The sequence below is a fragment of the Mycobacterium sp. D16Q13 genome, assembly GCF_002013375.1.
GTDB lineage: Bacteria > Actinomycetota > Actinomycetes > Mycobacteriales > Mycobacteriaceae > Mycobacterium.
Map to the genome: position 1 here is coordinate 383,179 of NZ_MAEW01000001.1, position 18,885 is coordinate 402,063.

Below are 18,885 nucleotides of genomic sequence, written 5' to 3' on the forward strand. Positions count from 1 at the left end.
TGGGCACCGTTAGGATTCGAACATGAGTTCGATTGGGGTGTTGGAGGCGGCGGTTGATGCCTTCTGCGCCGAATCGCACGACGGGTTGACCGCAGCTGAGGCGCTCACACTCACGGCCCGGTTGGAGGTGGTGCAGCGTCGGTTGTCCGCCTATGGGCTGGGTTTGATCCCGAAGGTGACGGCCCAGGCTTCGCCGATCGAGTTGGGTGGCACTTCGCATGCCGATGTGTTGTCGCGGCGCCTGCATATCAGCAGGGGTGCGGCCCGGCGCCGGATCGGCGATGCCGAACAACTGGTCCCGCGGCGGGCCCTGACGGGTGAAGCGTTGGCGCCGCGGTTGCCGAAGGTGGCCGCCGCGCTATCTCGCGGCGATATCGGGGACGAGCATGTGCGGATCATCCGGCAGTTCTTTGACCGGCTACCGGTGGTGGTGGATGCCCCGACCCGCGAAGCCGCCGAACAACAACTCGCGGCCATGGCCGTCCGGTTAGGGCCCGAGGCGCTGCGGGTGGGGCGCCGACCGCATGATGACGTTGTTGAACCCCGACGGTGAATTCTGCGATGTGGATCGGGCCCGGCGCCGAGGAGTCACGATCGGGCAGCAGGGCTTTGACGGCATGTCAGCCATCTCCGGATTGTTAGATCCGGAGACGCGCGCCTACCTGGATGCGGTGCTGGCCAAGCTCGCCGCGCCCGGCATGTGCAACCCGAACGATCAAACACCGATGGTCGACAGCGAACCGGCACCCGAAGCCGCCGAACGAGATACCCGAACATCGGCGCAACGCAACCACGACGCGCCGCGTACCTGCCTGCGATTCACCCTGGCCTCCGGACAGCTCGGCTCCCATCACGGATTACCGGTGACAGTCGTGGTCACCACCACGCTCAAAGAGCTCGAAGACGCCGCCGGAATCGCCACCACCGGCGCCTGCACCCGGCTACCGATGCGTGATCTGATCCGCATGGCCACCCACGCCCACCACTACCTGACGATTTTCGATGACGATGGCCGACCGTTGTATCTGGGACGTTCTAAACGCATCGCATCAACCGACCAGCGCATCGTGTTGCACGCCCAAGACCGCGGCTGCACCCACCCCGACTGCACCGTGCCCGGATACCTGTGCGAAGTCCACCACATCACCGCATGGGCCGATGGCGGCCCCACCGACATCGACAACCTCACCTTCGCCTGCGGCCCCCACCACCGCCTCCTCAACCACGGCTGGACCACCGAAAAACACCCCAACGGCACCACCCAATGGATACCCCCACCACAGCTGTTAACAGTTGCGGCCGACCAGCTCCGCCCGGTTCCGGTCGCCCCACTTCTCTAGCGTCTCCAGGGCAGCGCGGTGAGGTACGCCCTCGACAACGCGAGGGCGATCACCACCACGACGACCAACACGTACACCGGCAGCAGATGCTCGAAATGCGTGTACCCAATGGCGAAGTGAATGGCCAGGACCGGCACGGTGCCGAACGCGCACCCGATCAACAACGACCACCACACCCAGCGCTCGCCCCGGCGCCAGCCCCACAGGCTGATCAGAAGCACCGCCAATCCGGCGCCCATCAACGCACCGCCGAAACCCGCACGGTCATGCGCAATGAAGGACGGCAAGTGCTGGTTGGCGGCATGCAGCGCCTCGGCACTGGTGCCCAGGAAATCGAGATCGGTGGGTACGAAAACCGATGTCAGCCCGACCGTCGAAATCACCGCTCCGGCAACGAACAACCCACCCCCAACGGCGATCATGAGTAGCTGTCCCCACAAGGCGCGGCGCCGCTCGGACTCCGGCCCCTCCACAATCGGCGGCCAGTGCGGCACCGAGGGAGCGCGCCACACGGCGAGCAGCAGCATAGGAAACAAACCGACAACGACGAGTGTGTGCAGCGGCTCGAGGAAACCCGTCACCAGGAAGTAGAAGTACGTCAGGAACGCGACCAGCCCCGAAATCAACAGCGCGTTACGGGCCCAGCGGTGCCCTTCTCTGATCCCACCCCAGGCCAACCCCAGATACAGAACACCGATACCAATCATGTTGCCCGCCATGGTGAGTCGGTCATGCTGTAGAAACCCGACCAGATGATGGTTCACGCCGTGCAGGCCGTCGACCGACAGCCCCAGGTAGTCGCGGTCGTACCACAGCAGCACGGGGCCCAAAGAGATGGCGGCCGCCCCGATACCCGCGACAATCAGACCCAGCCCAACCAGTACACCCCATAGCCACGCGGGCCATCCGCGCGGGTCGAACCCGATATCGCGCAATGCCTTTGGCGGCGAAGTCGGCGTGGCGGCCTCGATCACCCGGCTGAACCAGCCCGGCCCGGCGTCAATCAAGACCGCAGGTGTGGCGAGCACCGTCGCCGACGGATCCGCCAGCGCGCGCACCGCGGCGTCCATCAATGGTTCGGTCAGTCGCACCGTCCCGGCATCCCCGGGCCAGGACACCGCGTCGACGAAGGGCGCCACCGCGTCGGCCACCTCGGTGGTAGCGACGAGCGCGACAACCCGGCATCTGCGGTCGGCGGCCGCCCGCCGCACCGCGTCCACGTCGGCAGTGCCCACCGGTCCGATCTCGACGACACTGGCCCCCTGTACCGGCAACACCGCGACGGCCTCGCGCGCGATCGACGGCGGAACCGTCGCCCCGAACCGGCCGTGCCATTGCGGCGGAACCGGCGGATGGTCAAACACCCACGGAATCCAGCGCCGCCCTCCGGCGCACGTCACCACCGCCGCCAGGACCTTCATCGCCCAAACTCGTGTCCTGCGTTCACCGAGAACGGACGACGCGATCGGGCTCAGCGGGTGATATGTCCAGTCCGGCATTGGCGAATTCTCGCACCGCGACCAGCAACGCACCGCGGATCTGAACTCGGTATCCAAACTCGATGAGCCGACCACCCTCGAACGCGACTAGGCTCACAACGTGACCCTTCCGGCCGACCCCGCACCTGAATTCGCCGCCTACGCCCACCCAGAACGCCTCGTCTCCGCGGACTGGCTGTCCGGGCACCTAGGCACCCCCGGACTGTCCATCGTGGAGTCCGACGAAGACGTTCTGCTCTACGACATTGGGCACGTTCCCGGCGCGGTGAAGATCGACTGGCACGTCGACCTGAATGACGGCACCGTCCGCGACTACATCGACGGCGTGCAGTTCGCAGAGCTCATGAACCGCAAAGGGATCCGCCGCGAGGACACAGTTGTCATCTATGGCGACAAGTCCAACTGGTGGGCCGCCTACGCACTCTGGGTGTTCACGCTGTTCGGCCACCCCGACGTCCGGCTCCTCGACGGTGGGCGGGATCTGTGGATCTCCGAGGGACGCGACACCACACTCGACGTTCCAGCCAAGTACACCGAGGGCTACCCCGTGGTGGACCGCGACGACGCACCGATTCGCGCGTACGCCGACGACGTGCTGGCCCACCTCGGACATGGACCGCTGGTCGATGTGCGTTCCCCCGCGGAATACACCGGCGAACGCACCCACATGCCCGATTACCCGGAAGAGGGAGCGTTGCGGGGTGGACACATCCCCACCGCCGTTTCGATCCCCTGGGCCAAGGCCGCCGCGGACGACAGCAGGTTCCGGCGCCGCGCCGAACTCGATGACATCTACGGCGATGTCATCGCCGCGGACGGCAACATCGTCGCCTACTGCCGCATCGGCGAGCGCTCCAGCCACACGTGGTTCGTCCTCACTCACCTGCTGGGCGTCGAGGGCGTGCGCAACTACGACGGCTCGTGGACCGAATGGGGCAACCGGGTCCGTACTCCGATCGTCAAGGGCGACAAACCAGGCGCGCCCCCTGCAGCATGAGCCTCCCCGCCGAACTCGCCGAGATCGTCGCCGATTTCAAGGCCGTCGACGGGCAGGACAAGCTTCGCCTGCTACTGGAATTCTCGGCCGAATTACCTGAGTTGCCATCGCATTTGGAACAGGCGGCGATGGAGCCGGTGCCGGAATGCCAGTCACCGCTGTTCCTGGACGTCGACGCCAGTGACCGCAATGGTGTACACCTCTATTTCAGTGCGCCCGCCGAAGCTCCAACGACACGCGGGTTCGCCTCGATCCTGCACCAGGGTCTGGACGGCCAGTCCGCAGACGCAATCCTGGCGGTCCCCGACGACTTCTATGCGGACCTCGGATTGGCAGCGCTGATCAGCCCGCTGCGACTGCGCGGAATGTCGGCGATGCTGGCACGCATCAAGCGACGACTGTCCTGAACCTACTCGTCAGTAGGTAAAAACTTGGGGCGGCACACCCCATCCCGGATGTGTGTTTGATGCCACGGATGCATAAACTCACTGCCGAGACTCTAAGAAAGCACTAAAACCAGGAGGCCAGGTGCCCAATCACGCCAGCTCGAAGATCAGCAAGGTACTCGTCGCCAACCGCGGTGAGATTGCGGTCCGGGTTATCCGCGCGGCGAAGGATGCTGGACTGGGCAGCGTCGCGATCTACGCAGAGCCCGACGCCGACGCACCCCACGTCCACCTGGCCGATGAGGCCTTCGGTATCGGCGGTAACACCGCCGCCGAGTCCTACCTGGACTTCGGCAAGATCCTGGAAGCCGCCGAGAAGTCCGGCGCCAACGCTATCCACCCCGGTTACGGCTTCCTCTCCGAGAACGCCGACTTCGCCCAGGCCGTCATCGACGCCGGGTTGATCTGGATCGGGCCCAGCCCGCAGTCCATTCGCGACCTCGGCGACAAGGTGACCGCCCGCCACATCGCGGCCCGGGCGCAGGCCCCGCTGGTCCCCGGCACCGCCGACCCCGTTAAGGACGCGGACGAGGTTGTCGCCTTCGCGAAGGAGCACGGTCTGCCGATCGCCATCAAGGCGGCATTCGGTGGCGGTGGCCGCGGCATGAAGGTGGCCCGCACCCTTGAAGAGGTACCCGAGCTGTTCGAGTCCGCCACCCGTGAGGCCGTCGCCGCCTTCGGTCGTGGTGAGTGCTTCGTGGAGCGCTACCTGGACAAGCCGCGCCACGTCGAGGCCCAGGTCATCGCCGACCAGCACGGCAACGTCATCGTCGCCGGTACCCGCGACTGCTCGCTGCAGCGCCGCTTCCAGAAGCTAGTCGAGGAGGCGCCCGCGCCGTTCCTCACCGACGCGCAGCGCAAGGAGATCCACGAGTCCGCCAAGCGCATCTGCAAGGAGGCCGGTTACTACGGAGCCGGCACCGTCGAATACCTGGTGGGCCAGGACGGCCTGATCTCGTTCCTCGAGGTCAACACCCGCCTTCAAGTGGAACACCCGGTCACCGAGGAGACCGCCGGCGTCGACCTGGTGCTGGAGCAGTTCAAGATCGCCAACGGCGAGGCCCTTGAGTTCACCGAGGACCCGACCCCGCGCGGCCATTCGATCGAGTTCCGCATCAATGGCGAGGACGCCGGCCGCAACTTCCTGCCGGCTCCCGGCCCGGTCAAGGTCTACGACACCCCCACCGGACCCGGCGTTCGCCTGGACTCGGGTGTGCAGGCCGGTTCGGTGATCGGCGGACAGTTCGACTCGATGCTGGCCAAGCTGATCGTTACCGGTCGCGACCGCAATGAGGCTCTGGCCCGCTCGCGGCGCGCCCTGGCCGAGTTCAATGTCGAGGGCCTGGCCACTGTCATCCCGTTCCACCGCGCAGTCGTCTCCGATCCCGCCTTCATCGGCGACGAGGACGGCTTCACCGTGCACACCCGCTGGATCGAGACCGAGTGGGACAACACCGTCGAGCCGTTCACGGCCGACGCCGCTGAGGCCGACGCGGACGAGGTTCTGCCCCGCCAGAAGCTGGTCGTCGAGGTTGGCGGCCGTCGCCTCGAGGTGTCGCTGCCCGGTGACATCTCGCTGGGCGGTGGCGGCGGTGGCGCCGCGAACGGTGTCATCCGTAAGAAGCCCAAGGCCCGCAAGCGCGGTGGCCACGGTGGCGGCGCCGCCACCGGCGACTCGGTGACGGCTCCGATGCAGGGCACCGTCGTGAAGGTCGCCGTCGAAGAGGGCCAGGAGGTCGAAGCCGGCGAGCTGATCGTGGTACTGGAAGCCATGAAGATGGAAAACCCCGTCACCGCGCACAAGGCCGGCACCATCACCGGGCTGAGCGTCGAGGCCGGTGCCGCCATCACCCAGGGCACGGTCATCGCAGAGATCAAGTAGGACTTTTGTCGCCGAGCGTGAAGCTGTGGCGGGATTCGCACCGAATTGCCGCCACAGCTTCACGCTCGACGCATTTCTAGACTCATGGAACCCATCGAAATCAACGCGGGCGCGTGGTATTTGCGCGCCCTGCGTGCCGACGAACGCGTGGACGACCGTCCGGCATTGACATCGCTTGGTGTCGACGACTCCGAGTACGTGTCCGCACGCACGGCCGACTGGGACTCCGATCGCCTCTACAGCTGGGCCGTCTGTGAACCCACCACAGCCGAGATGGTCGCCGAGGTGCTGCTCGACCCCGCCACCGGCACCATCGAGTCGAGGGCGCGCACCGACTATCCCGGCTCATCGGGCGCAGAGCAGGAAGCCGTCGCCGCGGTGCGTCGATTCGCCGACGCGATGCTCGCGTGACGGAAAGAATCCACTTGACCTCGAGTGCACTTTAGGTACGACGATGGGCGCGTGAACACGTCAACCACCCCACTGCGCCTCGCCGTGATCTGCGCCAGTACGCGTGATGGTCGGTTCGGTCCCACCGTAGCCAATTGGATCGCAGAAAAAGCCCGGCATCATCCGTCGTTCCAGGCCGGATACATCGACCTCGCGGAGTATTCACTGCCCCTTCATCTTTCCCGAAGAGAGGGTGCCGAAGGCACCGCCCAGCTGGCCAAGGTGACGGCACGGTTACGTATCGCCGACGCCTTCCTCGTGGTCACTCCCGAGTACAACCACAGCTTCCCCGCCCCGCTGAAGAATCTGATCGATTGGCATCACAGCGAGTGGCAGGCCAAGCCGGTCGGATTCACGTCGTACGGCGGCATGTCGGGCGGACTGCGCGCCATCGAGCAGCTGCGGCTGGTATTCGCCGAACTACACGCGGTGACCACCCGGGATGTGGTGAGTTTCCATGGTGTGTGGAGCCAGTTCGACGATGCCGGCCGATTGGTCGACAGCCGCGATGCCGAAACCGCCGCCAAGACAATGCTCGACGAGCTGGCGTGGTGGGGCTCGGCGCTGCGGACAGCGCGGGAGCACTCCCCCTACGCCTGGTGAGACAGCACCCTCGATACCGCGGCGACGGCGGCGTCGATCTCCTCGGCGCTGACGATCAGCGGTGGGCGGAATCGGACGCTGTTCTTGCCACTGGGCAGCAGGATCACGCGCTCCTGTGACCATAGACGCTGCACCAGGCGATCGCGCTCGGCGGAGCTCGGCAGGCTGAAGGCGCACATCAACCCACGGCCCCGCACGTCGCTGACCTCACCGTGCCGCAGCGCGAGGGTCTGCAGGCGGTCGAGCAGGTATTCACCCATCCGCGTCGCGTTGCCGAAAAGCCGCTGCGACTCAATCACTTCCAGAATGCGGCGGGAGCGCACCATGTCGACCAGGTTTCCGCCCCAGGTGGAGTTGATACGCGAGCTGACGGCGAAGACATTGTCGGCCACCTCGTCAACGCGCCCACCCGCCATGACCCCGCACACCTGGGTCTTCTTCCCAAAGGCGATGATGTCGGGGGTCACGCCCAGCTGCTGGAAGGCCCAGGCTGTTCCGGTAAGACCACACCCGGTCTGCACTTCGTCGAAGACGAACAGCGTGTCGTTCTCGTGACACAGCGCACGCATGGCGTGGAAGAACTCCGGACGGAAGTGGTGATCTCCGCCCTCGCCCTGGATCGGCTCAGCGATGAAACATGCGATGTCGTTTGGATTTTCGGCGAAAACGCGGCGCGCCTGCTCCAGCGCCGCGGCCTCTAGCTCTTCGATATCGGCGTCGGGACGCAGGTATGGTGCGTCGATTCGCGGCCAATCGAACTTGGGGAACCGCGCCACCTTGTTGGGGTCGGTGTTCGTCAGCGACATGGTGTATCCGCTGCGACCGTGGAAGGCCTCCCGCAGGTGTAAAACTTTGGTGCCCAACGCCGGATCAATTCCGTGCGCCTCGTTCCAGCGGCTCTTCCAGTCGAAGGCGACCTTCAGCGCGTTCTCGACGGCCAGCGCGCCGCCGTCGACGAAGAACAGGTGCGGAAGCGCCGGATCGCCGAGCACGCGCGCGAATGTGTCGACGAAACGGGCCATCTCGACGGTGTAGATATCCGAGTTGCTCGGCTTGTTGATGGCGGCCCGGGTCAGTTCGGCACGGAACTCGGCGTCCTCGGCAAGCATCGGGTGATTCATACCCAGCGCCGACGAGGCGAAGAAGGTGAACATGTCGAGATAGGTGGTGCCGTCGCGCGCATCCACGAGGTGCGCCCCACGCGAACTCTCCAGGTCGAGTACCAGGTCCATTCCGTCGGCCAGAATGCTGCGCCGCAGCACCTCATGCACCCGGTCCGGTGTCACCGATTCCGGACGTGTTACCTCGCCATCGACCGTGGAACCAGCCTGGGCCCCCGGAAACATTAGTGCGGTCATGAGGCCAGACTAACGCAGTATTTACGACTTCTCTACATCAAGACAAGAATATTTACGGCACAAGCTGGCGGCCATCGTAAAAAGTTTGTAAGATGATGGTGCTTCGGGTGCGAACGTTGGCTGTGGTGCGGATCAGCTGCAGCAGCTCTTCGAGCGCACGAGGCGAGGGCACCCGCACCAGGAGGACGTAACTTTCCTCGCCCGCCACCGAGTAGCACGACTCAATGGCGTCGATGTGCTCAAGCCGTGCCGGAGCATCATCAGGCTGTGAAGGATCGAGAGGGGTGATTGCCACGAACGCCGACAGCATTTGGCCCACCGACTCCGGATTGACCCGGGCCGCGTACCCGGTGAGAACACCGCGAGATTCCAGCCGTCGCACGCGGGTTTGCACCGCCGAGATCGACAGCCCGGCTTTGGCGGCCAAATGGGCGAGAGTCGCCCGGCCATCGCGAGCCAACTCGCGCACCAGAATTCGATCGACGTCGTCGAGCGGACGCTCGGGTGCTCTCTCGGAATCCGCAGTCACGGGGGCAGAGTACCGCGACCAGCGACGACAAGGAACGGACTTGCGCAGGCCAATCACCTCAACTCTGAGACGAATACGATGACGGCACTCATCCCATGCTGGGAACTCCGGGCAGGTTTCGCGGCGGCACTCTCGCGGATGTATGGGACAGAGGTTCCCGCATACAACACGTTGGTCGATGTCAGCACCGAGGTGAACCAGACTTACGCCACAACACATCCGGATGCCGAGCGGCTCGGATCGGTCGAGCGGGTGACCGCCGAACGCCACGGTGCGATCCGCGTGGGCAGCCCACGCGAACTCGCCGCCGTTGCCGACCTGTTCGCAGCGTTTGGCATGTACCCCGTCGACTTCTACGATCTGCGTGATGCCGCGTCCCCGGTGCCCGTGGTCTCCACGGCGTTCCGTCCCATCGACGAAAAAGAATTGGCGCTCAACCCATTCCGTGTGTTCACCTCGATGCTCGCGACGGCCGACCGCCGATTCTTCGATACAGGCCTGCGCACCCGCGTGGAAAACTTCGTGGAGCAACGAGAACTGTTCGATCCCGCGCTGCTGGCACACGCACGAATGATCAGCGCCGCCGGAGGAGCCACCCCGGCACAGGCCGGGGATTTCATTCGCGAGGCCGTCACGTCCTTCGCGCTGTCCAGCACCCCCATCGACCGTGCCTGGTATGACGAGCTTTCCGCGGTCTCACCCGTCGCGGCCGATATCGCCGGTGTGAGCGGCACGCATATCAACCATCTGACCCCGCGCGTGCTCGATATCGACGACCTCTACCGGCGGATGACGGCACGCGGCATCACCATGATCGACGCGATTCAGGGACCACCCCGGTGGCATGGGCCCGACGTTCTCCTGCGGCAGACCTCATTCCGGGCGCTGGCCGAGCCACGCCGTTTCCGCATGAGTGATGGTTCCGTGGCCAGTGACACGCTGCGGGTCCGGTTTGGCGAAGTCGAGGCCAGGGGCATCGCCCTGACCCCCGCCGGTCGCACCCGCTACGACAACGCAATGGCCGCCATCGATGCCGCGCACGCAGATCCCGAACGGGCCGCGTCCATATGGGCCGATCACTTTCCCGACACCGAATCCGGGTTGGCCGAGCAGGAACTCGCGTACTTCCGTACCGACGCCGGCCCCGGAGGTGACATCGTGCGCAGCCCTATCGTGTACGAGGACTTCCTGCCGCGCTCGGCCGCCGGGATCTTCCGATCCAATCTTGATGACGACGGTGCCTACGGTGACGGCGCCAATCGTTGCACCACCGCCTACTCGAAGGAATGGATGTCCGGCGCAATCGGCCGCGATATTCACGATCCGTATGCGCTGTACGCCGCCATCGCCGCACAATCTGACCTCACGATAGGAGCCGACCGATGACCACCACCCTGCCCACCTCATCCCCTGAGGTGCTGCCGTCCGCCGAAGAGTTGCGCGCGCGGGCCCAGAACGCCCTGCGCTGGATCGGCGCCGACGTGGAGCTGAGCGCGGAGGCGGGCGGCAATGGCGGCGTCGCGGTCCGTACGCCCATTACTGGTGACACGCTTTTCACGCTCACGGCGAGTTCCACGGAAGATATCGACAACGCCATCACCGAAGCCGCTCAGGCGTTTTCACAATGGCGCACCACCCCCGCCCCCGTCCGCGGTGCGCTGGTGGCCCGTCTCGGCGAGCTGCTGACGGAACACAAGAAGGATCTGGCCGAGCTGGTGACCATCGAGGCTGGAAAGATCGTCTCCGAGGCCCTTGGCGAGGTGCAGGAGATGATCGACATCTGCCAGTTCGCCGTCGGCCTGTCCCGGCAGCTGTACGGCAAGACGATGGCGTCCGAGCGCGCCGGACATCGCCTGATGGAGTCCTGGCATCCGCTCGGCGTCGTCGGGGTCATCTCGGCCTTCAACTTTCCCGTCGCCGTGTGGTCGTGGAACACCGCGATCGCCCTGGTTTGCGGTGACACCGTGGTGTGGAAGCCGTCCGAACTGACACCACTGACTGCCGTTGCCTGCCAGGCACTTCTGGACCGGGCAGCCGCCGACGTGGGGGCACCGCCGGAGGTCAGCCGATTGATCCAGGGCGGCCGGGAGGTCGGCGAACAACTCGTCGACGATCCGCGCGTCGCGTTGGTGAGTGCAACCGGGTCAGTGCGGATGGGCCAGGAGATCGGTCCGCGGGTGGCCGCACGCTTCGGCAGATCGCTACTGGAGTTGGGCGGTAACAACGCGGCGATCGTGACTCCTTCGGCAGACCTGGATCTGGCGGTGCGCGGCATCGTGTTCTCTGCTGCGGGTACCGCCGGTCAGCGCTGTACTACCTTGCGGCGGTTGATCGTTCACGACTCTGTCGCCGATGTACTGGTCGAGCGCATTGTCAATGCCTACGGCCAGCTTCCGGTGGGCGACCCATTCGACGAGCACACCTTGATCGGCCCACTGATCAACGAGAAATCATTCCGCGATATGCAGAACGCTCTGGAAGCCGCTCGCGCGCAAGGCGGAACCGTCATCGGCGGCGAACATCGGGAGCTGGGTGATGGCGCTTACTACGTCACCCCCGCCGTCGTACGGATGCCCGAACAGAGCGACGTCGTACACCGGGAGACCTTCGCCCCGATTCTGTACGTGCTGGGCTACGACACTCTCGACGAGGCGATCGCACTGAACAACGCGGTACCCCAAGGCCTTTCCTCGGCGATCTTCACCCTGGACATGCGCGAGGCGGAACGTTTTCTGGCGGCTGACGGATCCGACTGCGGAATCGCGAACGTCAACATCGGTACCTCGGGGGCCGAGATCGGCGGAGCGTTCGGCGGAGAGAAGGAAACGGGCGGCGGCCGCGAGTCGGGGTCCGACTCGTGGAAGGCGTACATGCGACGCGCCACCAACACGGTCAACTACTCCACGGAACTGCCCTTGGCCCAAGGCGTTCACTTCGGCTAGCCGGTTCAGCCCCTGGTAGCCGCCACGGTGCGCTACCAGGGGTGAGGCTGAAAGTCCTTCAGGAAGCAGCCATACAGATCGACGCCACGCTCACCCTGAACAATGGGGTCATACACCCGGGCGGCACCGTCCACGAGATCCAGCGGCGCCCGGAACCCCTCTTGTGCCAAACGCATCTTGCTGGTGTGCGGACGCTCATCGGTGATCCAGCCGGTATCGACGGCGGTCATCAGGATGCCCTCGGAAAACAGTTCCCCCGCACTGGTCCTGGTCAGCATGTTCAACGCGGCCTTGGCCATATTCGTATGCGGATGCCCGGGCCCCTTATAGCCACGCGAGAAATTGCCCTCCATCGCCGACACATTCACCACATACTTGCGCGTGGCGGTTGAGGCGCGCAGCGCGGGACGCAGCCGCGATAACAGAATGAAAGGCGCCACGCTGTTACACAGTTGCACCTCAAGCAGTTCCAGCGGGTTGATCTGATCGACCGTCTGCACCCAGCTGTTGGTATCGACGAGATCGGGTAGCAACCCACCGGCATCGACAGCCGTGCCATCGGCGACCCGGTCCGGCGTGGCCGAGCCCGCGGTCAACGCCAACGACACGAGCGAGTGCGCGGCGGCTTCGGATCCCTCTCCGAGCGCCAAGGTGTGCGGGTGCAACTCACTGGAATCACCCATCGCCGTAATCGGGACCCGCGCTGCGGCACCGCTGAGCGGCGCCTGCTCGGCATCGACCAATGACGTGTAGGAGCCCGGGCTGCGACGGACCGTCTGGGCGGCATTGTTGATCAGGATGTCCAACGGACCTTGTGCGGCCACCTCATCGGCGAAACGCGCCACCTGCGCCGGGTCGCGCAGGTCGATGCCCACAATGCTCAGCCGGTCAAGCCAGCCCGCCGCATCCGGCAGCTGCGCGAATCTGCGGGCCGCATCCCGCGGGAAGCGGGTCGTAATGGTGAGGCTGGCCCCGTCGCGCAACAACATCAACGCGATGTACATCCCGATCTTGGCGCGGCCACCGGTCAGCACGGCCCGCCGCCCGGTCAGGTCGGTACGCTGATCGCGCCGGGACCTGTTGGCGGGCGCGCAATCCGGGCACAGCTGATGGTGGAAGGCGTCGATCTCGGTGTACCTGACCTTGCAGATGTAGCAATGCTGCGGGCGCCGCAGCGTCCCCACGGCGTCACCACCACGCAAGGGCAGCCCTGCCGTCTCGTCGTCGATCCGATCGGCTGAACCCGTGGCCGTCGCTCCGATCACGGCGCGGTCGGCATCCAGCTCGGCCTGGCGCGCCTGGCGACGGCGCTGTCTCTTGAGAATCTTGAAGAGTTTGGCGACACCGCGCTGCACGGCAATCGAATCGGGGTGATCGGGCGCGAGCTCGGCGGCCTGATCCAGGACGCGCCCAAAGATGGCCATGTCCTCGGGGTCGATGTGCTTAGCCACCGAAGCAGTCTAGTTAGGCGGCTGGCGTCTCTCGACATGGCAGATCCGGCGGAACCCGTGTGAACCTGACGAGTGCTCACCGATCGCGCCAAGTGAGAACCCACCGCCTAGTAAAATCTGCTGGATGACCGACGACTCCGATGCAGTTCGCCCGAGCGGCTCATCGCCTCGCCGTCGGCTGACCCCCGAAGATCGGCGCGCCGAGCTCCTCGAGTTTGGAACTCAACTATTTGGCGAACGTCACTATGACGATGTCCGCATGGATGAGGTAGCTGAGCAGGCGGGCGTCTCGCGGGCGCTGCTGTACCGCTACTTTCCCGACAAGCGCTCGTTCTACACCGCGGTGATGCAGGCCGAGTACGACAGGCTCTACGACGCCACGATCTCACTGGACATGGACCCGACGCTCACAGGTTTCGAGCGCCTGCGGCGCACCCTCCTGGTCTATCTGCACTACCAGGAAGAACATCCTTACGCCCCGGTGACCGTCTTCCGCATGATCGATTCCGCCGATCCCACCGTGGCGGCCATCGAGCAGCAGGAATACGACAAGCAGACCGACCGCATTATGGCTGTCGTCAAACACGTCGCCTGCGATGAATTGACACCGGATCTTGTCACCATCTTGCGGGTGGTCATCCGGGCGTGGCTGACGTTCAACCAGGAACTGGCGCGCCAACGGGCCATCAACCCGGATCTCGATGTCGACTGGCTCGCCGATACCTCCGCACACGCCATGATCGACGCCGTGCGGCGGGTGCCGAACATCCCGAAGGCTGTCGTCGATCTCATGGGCGCCGATTAATTGTCGGTCCTTGTTGGCACGATGGTCTGATGAGCAGCGAGTCCGGTCCACTCGCCCGGTTCTCGGCACCCACCCGGGAATGGTTCGCCGAATCATTTCCGGCTCCCACGCAGGCACAGTCCGACGCATGGCAGTCCATCGCCAACGGCGATAACACCCTCGTCGTCGCCCCCACCGGATCCGGTAAGACCCTTGCGGCGTTTCTGTGGGCCGTTGACACCCTGGCCGGTGCCGACCGTGTGGCCCCGGGAACCCGGGTCCTGTACGTCTCGCCCCTCAAGGCACTCGCTGTCGATGTCGAGCGAAATCTGCGTGCCCCTCTTGCCGGGATCGCCCGGACCGCACTGCGGAAGGGCCTGCCCGAGCCCTCGATCACCATCGGGGTGCGCTCGGGCGATACGCCAGCGCAGCGCCGCCGCGCATTGATCTCCTCTCCCCCGGACATCCTCATCACCACCCCCGAATCGCTGTTCCTGATGTTGACCTCGGCGGCGCGCGAAACATTGGGAACTGTCACCACGATCATTGTCGACGAGGTGCACGCGGTGGCCGGAACCAAACGCGGCGCGCATCTCGCGCTCTCACTCGAGCGGCTCGATGAGCGTCTTCCCCAGCCGGCGCAGCGAATTGGCCTGTCGGCGACGGTGAAGCCCGCGGCAGAGGTCGCGCGCTTTTTGTCCGGCCGCGCTCCCGCTACCGTCGTCGCCCCCGCCAGTCCCAAGACCTTCGACCTGTCGGTGGTCGTGCCGGTTTCGGATATGAGCGCCCCCGACACGTACCCGGATCCGGAAGCCGGCGCCGATTCTCCACGGGCGGGCGGAAACACGATTTGGCCGCATGTCGAGCAGCGCATCGTCGACCTCATCGAAGTGCATCGGTCGAGCATCGTCTTTGCCAATTCACGTCGCCTCGCTGAGCGGCTCACCGCCAGGTTCAACGAGATTCACGCCGAGCGCCTCGGCGTGGACCTCACCCCCGCACCCAATCCCGGCGTACCCGGAGGACCCCCGGCGCACATCATGGGCAGCGGGCAGACCTATGGTGCCGCCCCCCTGCTGGCCCGCGCGCATCACGGCTCGGTGAGTAAGGAACAGCGCGCGAACATCGAGGACGATCTCAAGACGGGCCGGCTCAAATGCGTGGTGGCCACCAGCAGCCTGGAGCTCGGAATCGACATGGGCGCCGTCGATCTGGTGATTCAGGTAGAGGCGCCGCCGTCGGTGGCCAGTGGACTGCAACGCATCGGTAGAGCCGGTCACCAAGTGGGTGAGGTGTCCAGAGGCGTGCTCTTCCCGAAGCACCGCACCGATCTGCTGGGCTGCGCGGTCACGGTGCGGCGCATGCTCGCCGGCGATATCGAGACCCTGCAAGTACCTGCCAATCCGCTGGACATCCTGGCCCAACACACCGTGGCCGCGTGTGCGTTGGATCCGCTGGATGTCGAGACCTGGTTCGACGTCGTCAGGCGTAGTGCCCCCTTCAACTCCTTGCCGCGCAGCGCGTTTGACGCGGTGCTCGACCTGCTCAGCGGCAAGTACCCCTCCACCGACTTCGCCGAGCTGCGTCCGCGCGTCGTCTACGACAGAGACGAAGGAACGCTCACCGGACGGCCCGGAGCGCAGCGGCTGGCGGTGACATCCGGTGGCGCCATTCCCGATCGCGGCCTGTTCACGGTGTACATGTACGCCGGTGCCGAGGGCGAGAAGCCCTCACGGGTGGGCGAACTCGATGAGGAAATGGTCTACGAGTCTCGGCCGGGCGACGTGATCTCATTGGGTGCCACCAGCTGGCGCATCACCGAGATCACCCATGAGCGGGTCGTGGTGGTCCCTGCCTTCGGGCAACCAGGCAGGTTGCCGTTCTGGCGCGGCGACGCGGTAGGGCGGCCCGCCGAGCTGGGGATGGCGCTGGGACACCTCACCGGCGAGCTGGCCGCCGCACACGATACCGATTTCGAAACACGTTGTGCGGAAATGGGATTCGATGACTTCGCCATGGGGAATCTACGCAGGCTGCTCACCGACCAGCTGCAGTCGACGGGCGCCGTCCCCACCGATACCACGCTGATCGTCGAGAGGTTCCGTGACGAGCTCGGCGACTGGCGCATCGTGTTACATTCACCGTACGGACTACGGGTCAACGGCCCGCTGGCACTCGCCGTCTCCGATCGGCTCCAACAGCGCTACGGCGTCAGCGAGTCACCCACAGCCACCGACGACGGCATCGTGGTGCGACTCCCCGACACCGATGACAACCCGCCCGGAGCAAGTCTTTTCGTCTTCGATGCCGCGGAAATCGAGGCCATCGTCACGCGGGAGGTCGGCGGGTCCGCGCTGTTCGCGGCGCGGTTCCGCGAGTGCGCGGCGCGCGCGCTACTACTACCCCGCCGAACTCCCGGCCGCCGATCGCCGCTGTGGCAGCAGCGCCAGCGCGCCGCACAACTGTTGGATGTCGCACGCAAGCACTCCGATTTCCCGATGGTCCTGGAGGCGCTGCGCGAATGCCTCCAGGACGTCTACGACATCGGCACCCTGGTGCGGTTGATGTCCGGTATCGAGCAGCGCCGGATCCGGATCGTCGAGGTGCAGACCGATACACCGTCTCCCTTCGCGGCCGCTCAACTGTTCAGCTACGTCGGCGGATTCATGTACGACGAGGATCGCCCACTGGCCGAGCGACGAGCCGCGGCACTCTCCCTGGACACCGGCCTGCTCGCCGAGCTCATGGGCCGTGTGGAGCTGCGGGAGCTGCTCGACCCGGCCGTCATCGAGGCGACCGAAAGACAACTGCAGCATCTTGCCGACGAGCGCAAAGCTCGCGACCCCGAGGGCCTTGCCGACCTGTTCCGGCTCCTCGGCCCACTCACCGCCGATGAGGTCGCCACACGGTGCACCGGCGTCGGGACCGACTGGCTACGTGAGCTCGTCACGGCACGCCGGGTGGTCGAGACCCACTACGGGCAGCGTTCTTGGTGGGCAGCCGTCGAAGACGTGGCCCGGCTGCGTGACGCGCTCGGGGTGCCCGTACCTCCGGGGGTGCCCGCAGCCTTCACCGACGCGACCGCAGACCCGCTCGGAGAGCTGCTGGGCCGATACGCCAGGACACACGGCCCGTTCGCCACCGGGCAGGCGGCCGAGCGCTTCGGCATCGGAGTCCGCGTCGCCGCCGACGCCCTGGCGGCGATGGCCGCCCGCGGCCAGTTGGTGCGTGGTGAATTCACCAGCCAATACGACTTAGGTGCCACAGATTCTGAGCAATGGTGCGACGCGGAGGTCCTCCGGATTCTGCGTCGACGGTCCCTCGCGGCACTGCGCGCACAGGTGGAACCCGTCAGCACGGCGGCGTTCGCACGGTTCCTGCCCGAATGGCAGTACCTCGATTCCAGCCTGCGTGGGGTCGACGGAGTGGCCACCGTCATCGACCAGCTCGCCGGGGTACCGATACCCGCATCCGCCTGGGAGCCACTGATTCTGGCGCGCCGGGTTCGCGACTACTCCCCCCAGATGCTCGACGAACTGCTGGCCTCCGGGGAGGCGGTGTGGTCCGGACATGGCTCGATCACCGCACAGGATGGCTGGATCGCATTGCATCCGAGCGGGGTTGCGCCGGCCACACTCGCTGCCACCGATCCGGTTGTTCTCGACGAGGCACACCGAGCGATCCTCGATGGCCTGGCCGCCGGCGGCGGATTCTTCTTCCGTCAATTCGGCGAGGCCGCGACCAGGGCGGCGTTGTGGGATCTGGTGTGGGCGGGGCAAGTGACGGGAGACACTTTCGCACCCGTACGAGCGCTGCTGGGTACCAGCACTAAATCACGTACCGCGCACCGAAACCGGCGTGCTCCCCGACTGCGCGCCTACACGCCACTCCCCACCGCGGCACCGGTCGATCCCGCGGTCGCGGGCCGGTGGTCACTACTCCCGGAGCGGCTGGCCGACGGTACCGAGCGCTCACATATGCAGGCCGAGTTGCTGCTCGGACGGTATGGCGTGGTGACCAAGGGCAGCGTCGTCGCCGAGGGTGTCGCGGGCGGATTCGCGTGGCTGTACAAGGTGTTGTCGACGTTCGAGGACAACGGACGCTGCCGCCGGGGCTATTTCGTCGAATCGCTCGGGGGTGCGCAGTTCGCCTCTCCCACGACCGTGGACAGGCTGCGTGAATATCTCGACGCCGTCGACGATGAGCGCACACCGTGCCGGGCTACCGTGCTGGCGGCGACCGATCCGGCCAATCCGTATGGGGCGGCATTGGTGTGGCCGCGGGCGGCGTCCGACTCTGGTCATCGACCGGGCCGTAAGGCCGGGGCGCTCGTGGCGCTCGTTGACGGCCATCTGGTTCTCTACATCGAAAGAGGCGGCAAGTCGCTGCTTAGCTTCGTGACCGACCCCACGATGCTGCACGCCGCCGCATTGGGCACGATGGAATTGGTCCGCGAGGGCGGGCTCGATGGTCTGGTGATCGAAAAAGCCGATGGCAGATCGGTCTTCGATATCGGCGAGTCGGCCGTCATCGCAGCCTTACTGGAGGCAGGTTTCGCACGTACGCCGAGAGGGCTGAGGGTACGCCGATGAGCGCCTGCGCGA

Annotated in this window: 13 protein-coding genes and 1 pseudogene; 10 read left to right on the top strand and 4 right to left on the bottom strand. The window is 65.7% G+C overall.

Annotated features, from left to right (window positions below; genetic code table 11):
- Positions 1-22 precede the first annotated feature (22 nt).
- A pseudogene (locus tag B4400_RS25010) lies at positions 23-1,340 on the top strand (HNH endonuclease signature motif containing protein).
- On the opposite strand, the gene B4400_RS01915 reads toward B4400_RS25010, so the two are convergent.
- A complete protein-coding gene (locus tag B4400_RS01915) occupies positions 1,337-2,839 on the bottom strand; it encodes a hypothetical protein (protein WP_078308679.1) in 1,503 nt (500 codons plus the stop codon). The pseudogene B4400_RS25010 and the gene B4400_RS01915 sit on opposite strands and share 4 nt — an antisense overlap.
- A 100-nt stretch (positions 2,840-2,939) precedes the next feature.
- Here B4400_RS01915 and B4400_RS01920 point away from each other — a divergent pair, with 100 nt between their 5' ends.
- The 5 genes from B4400_RS01920 (at position 2,940) to B4400_RS01940 (ending at position 7,217) form a co-directional block, all read left to right on the top strand.
- Positions 2,940-3,836 (top strand): sulfurtransferase, encoded by an 897-nt coding sequence (locus tag B4400_RS01920; RefSeq protein WP_078308678.1) that lies wholly within the window; start codon positions 2,940-2,942, stop codon positions 3,834-3,836.
- The gene (locus tag B4400_RS01925; protein WP_078308677.1) at positions 3,833-4,243 is read left to right on the top strand and encodes a SufE family protein; all 411 of its coding nucleotides are present in this window, start codon (positions 3,833-3,835) and stop codon (positions 4,241-4,243) included. Before B4400_RS01920 ends, B4400_RS01925 begins: the two co-directional genes overlap by 4 nt.
- A gap of 121 nt (positions 4,244-4,364) precedes the next feature.
- Positions 4,365-6,164, top strand: a complete 1,800-nt coding sequence (locus B4400_RS01930) for an acetyl/propionyl/methylcrotonyl-CoA carboxylase subunit alpha (RefSeq protein ID WP_078308676.1) — start codon at positions 4,365-4,367, stop codon at positions 6,162-6,164.
- A gap of 84 nt (positions 6,165-6,248) precedes the next feature.
- The gene (locus B4400_RS01935; RefSeq protein ID WP_078308675.1) at positions 6,249-6,575 is read left to right on the top strand and encodes a hypothetical protein; all 327 of its coding nucleotides are present in this window, start codon (positions 6,249-6,251) and stop codon (positions 6,573-6,575) included.
- Positions 6,576-6,626: 51 nt separating this feature from the next.
- Positions 6,627-7,217 carry an NADPH-dependent FMN reductase gene (locus B4400_RS01940; RefSeq protein ID WP_078308674.1) on the top strand — a complete coding sequence of 197 codons (591 nt, stop codon included), beginning with the start codon at positions 6,627-6,629 and terminating at the stop codon, positions 7,215-7,217.
- On the opposite strand, the gene lat is transcribed toward B4400_RS01940, so the two are convergent.
- The gene (gene lat, locus B4400_RS01945) at positions 7,205-8,503 is read right to left on the bottom strand and encodes an L-lysine 6-transaminase (protein WP_212566633.1); all 1,299 of its coding nucleotides are present in this window, start codon (positions 8,501-8,503) and stop codon (positions 7,205-7,207) included. The two genes, B4400_RS01940 and lat, sit on opposite strands and share 13 nt — an antisense overlap.
- Before the next feature lie 124 nt (positions 8,504-8,627).
- Positions 8,628-9,104: an Lrp/AsnC family transcriptional regulator gene (locus tag B4400_RS01950; protein ID WP_030096857.1), complete on the bottom strand. Its 477-nt coding sequence runs from the start codon at positions 9,102-9,104 to the stop codon at positions 8,628-8,630.
- Positions 9,105-9,182: 78 nt separating this feature from the next.
- Between B4400_RS01950 and hglS the strand changes: the two genes are divergently transcribed.
- Both hglS and amaB read left to right on the top strand, forming a co-directional pair.
- Positions 9,183-10,490, top strand: coding sequence for a 2-oxoadipate dioxygenase/decarboxylase (gene hglS, locus B4400_RS01955; RefSeq protein ID WP_078308672.1), 1,308 nt, complete (start codon positions 9,183-9,185; stop codon positions 10,488-10,490).
- Entirely contained in the window at positions 10,487-12,046 is a 1,560-nt protein-coding gene (gene amaB / locus B4400_RS01960) for an L-piperidine-6-carboxylate dehydrogenase (protein WP_078308671.1), read from the top strand. The genes hglS and amaB overlap by 4 nt, the downstream gene beginning before the upstream one ends.
- Before the next feature lie 32 nt (positions 12,047-12,078).
- Here the strand turns inward: amaB and B4400_RS01965 are convergent, their stop codons facing one another.
- The gene (locus B4400_RS01965; protein WP_078308991.1) at positions 12,079-13,470 is read right to left on the bottom strand and encodes an SDR family NAD(P)-dependent oxidoreductase; all 1,392 of its coding nucleotides are present in this window, start codon (positions 13,468-13,470) and stop codon (positions 12,079-12,081) included.
- A gap of 151 nt (positions 13,471-13,621) precedes the next feature.
- On the opposite strand from B4400_RS01965, the gene B4400_RS01970 reads away from it, so the two are divergent.
- Both B4400_RS01970 and B4400_RS01975 read left to right on the top strand, forming a co-directional pair.
- Positions 13,622-14,302 carry a TetR/AcrR family transcriptional regulator gene (locus B4400_RS01970; protein WP_078308670.1) on the top strand — a complete coding sequence of 227 codons (681 nt, stop codon included), beginning with the start codon at positions 13,622-13,624 and terminating at the stop codon, positions 14,300-14,302.
- A gap of 29 nt (positions 14,303-14,331) precedes the next feature.
- A complete protein-coding gene (locus B4400_RS01975) occupies positions 14,332-18,873 on the top strand; it encodes an ATP-dependent helicase (RefSeq protein ID WP_078308669.1) in 4,542 nt (1,513 codons plus the stop codon).
- The last annotated feature ends 12 nt before the right edge of the window (positions 18,874-18,885 follow it).

Coding starts and splice junctions, on each gene's coding strand:
- hglS (WP_078308672.1), top strand. CDS start 9,183: ATGACGGCACTCATCCCATGCTGGGAACTCCGGGCAGGTTTCGCGGCG.
- B4400_RS01970 (WP_078308670.1), top strand. CDS start 13,622: ATGACCGACGACTCCGATGCAGTTCGCCCGAGCGGCTCATCGCCTCGC.
- B4400_RS01915 (WP_078308679.1), bottom strand. CDS start 2,839: ATGCCGGACTGGACATATCACCCGCTGAGCCCGATCGCGTCGTCCGTT.
- B4400_RS01975 (WP_078308669.1), top strand. CDS start 14,332: ATGAGCAGCGAGTCCGGTCCACTCGCCCGGTTCTCGGCACCCACCCGG.
- B4400_RS01965 (WP_078308991.1), bottom strand. CDS start 13,470: ATGGCCATCTTTGGGCGCGTCCTGGATCAGGCCGCCGAGCTCGCGCCC.
- B4400_RS01925 (WP_078308677.1), top strand. CDS start 3,833: ATGAGCCTCCCCGCCGAACTCGCCGAGATCGTCGCCGATTTCAAGGCC.
- amaB (WP_078308671.1), top strand. CDS start 10,487: ATGACCACCACCCTGCCCACCTCATCCCCTGAGGTGCTGCCGTCCGCC.
- B4400_RS01935 (WP_078308675.1), top strand. CDS start 6,249: ATGGAACCCATCGAAATCAACGCGGGCGCGTGGTATTTGCGCGCCCTG.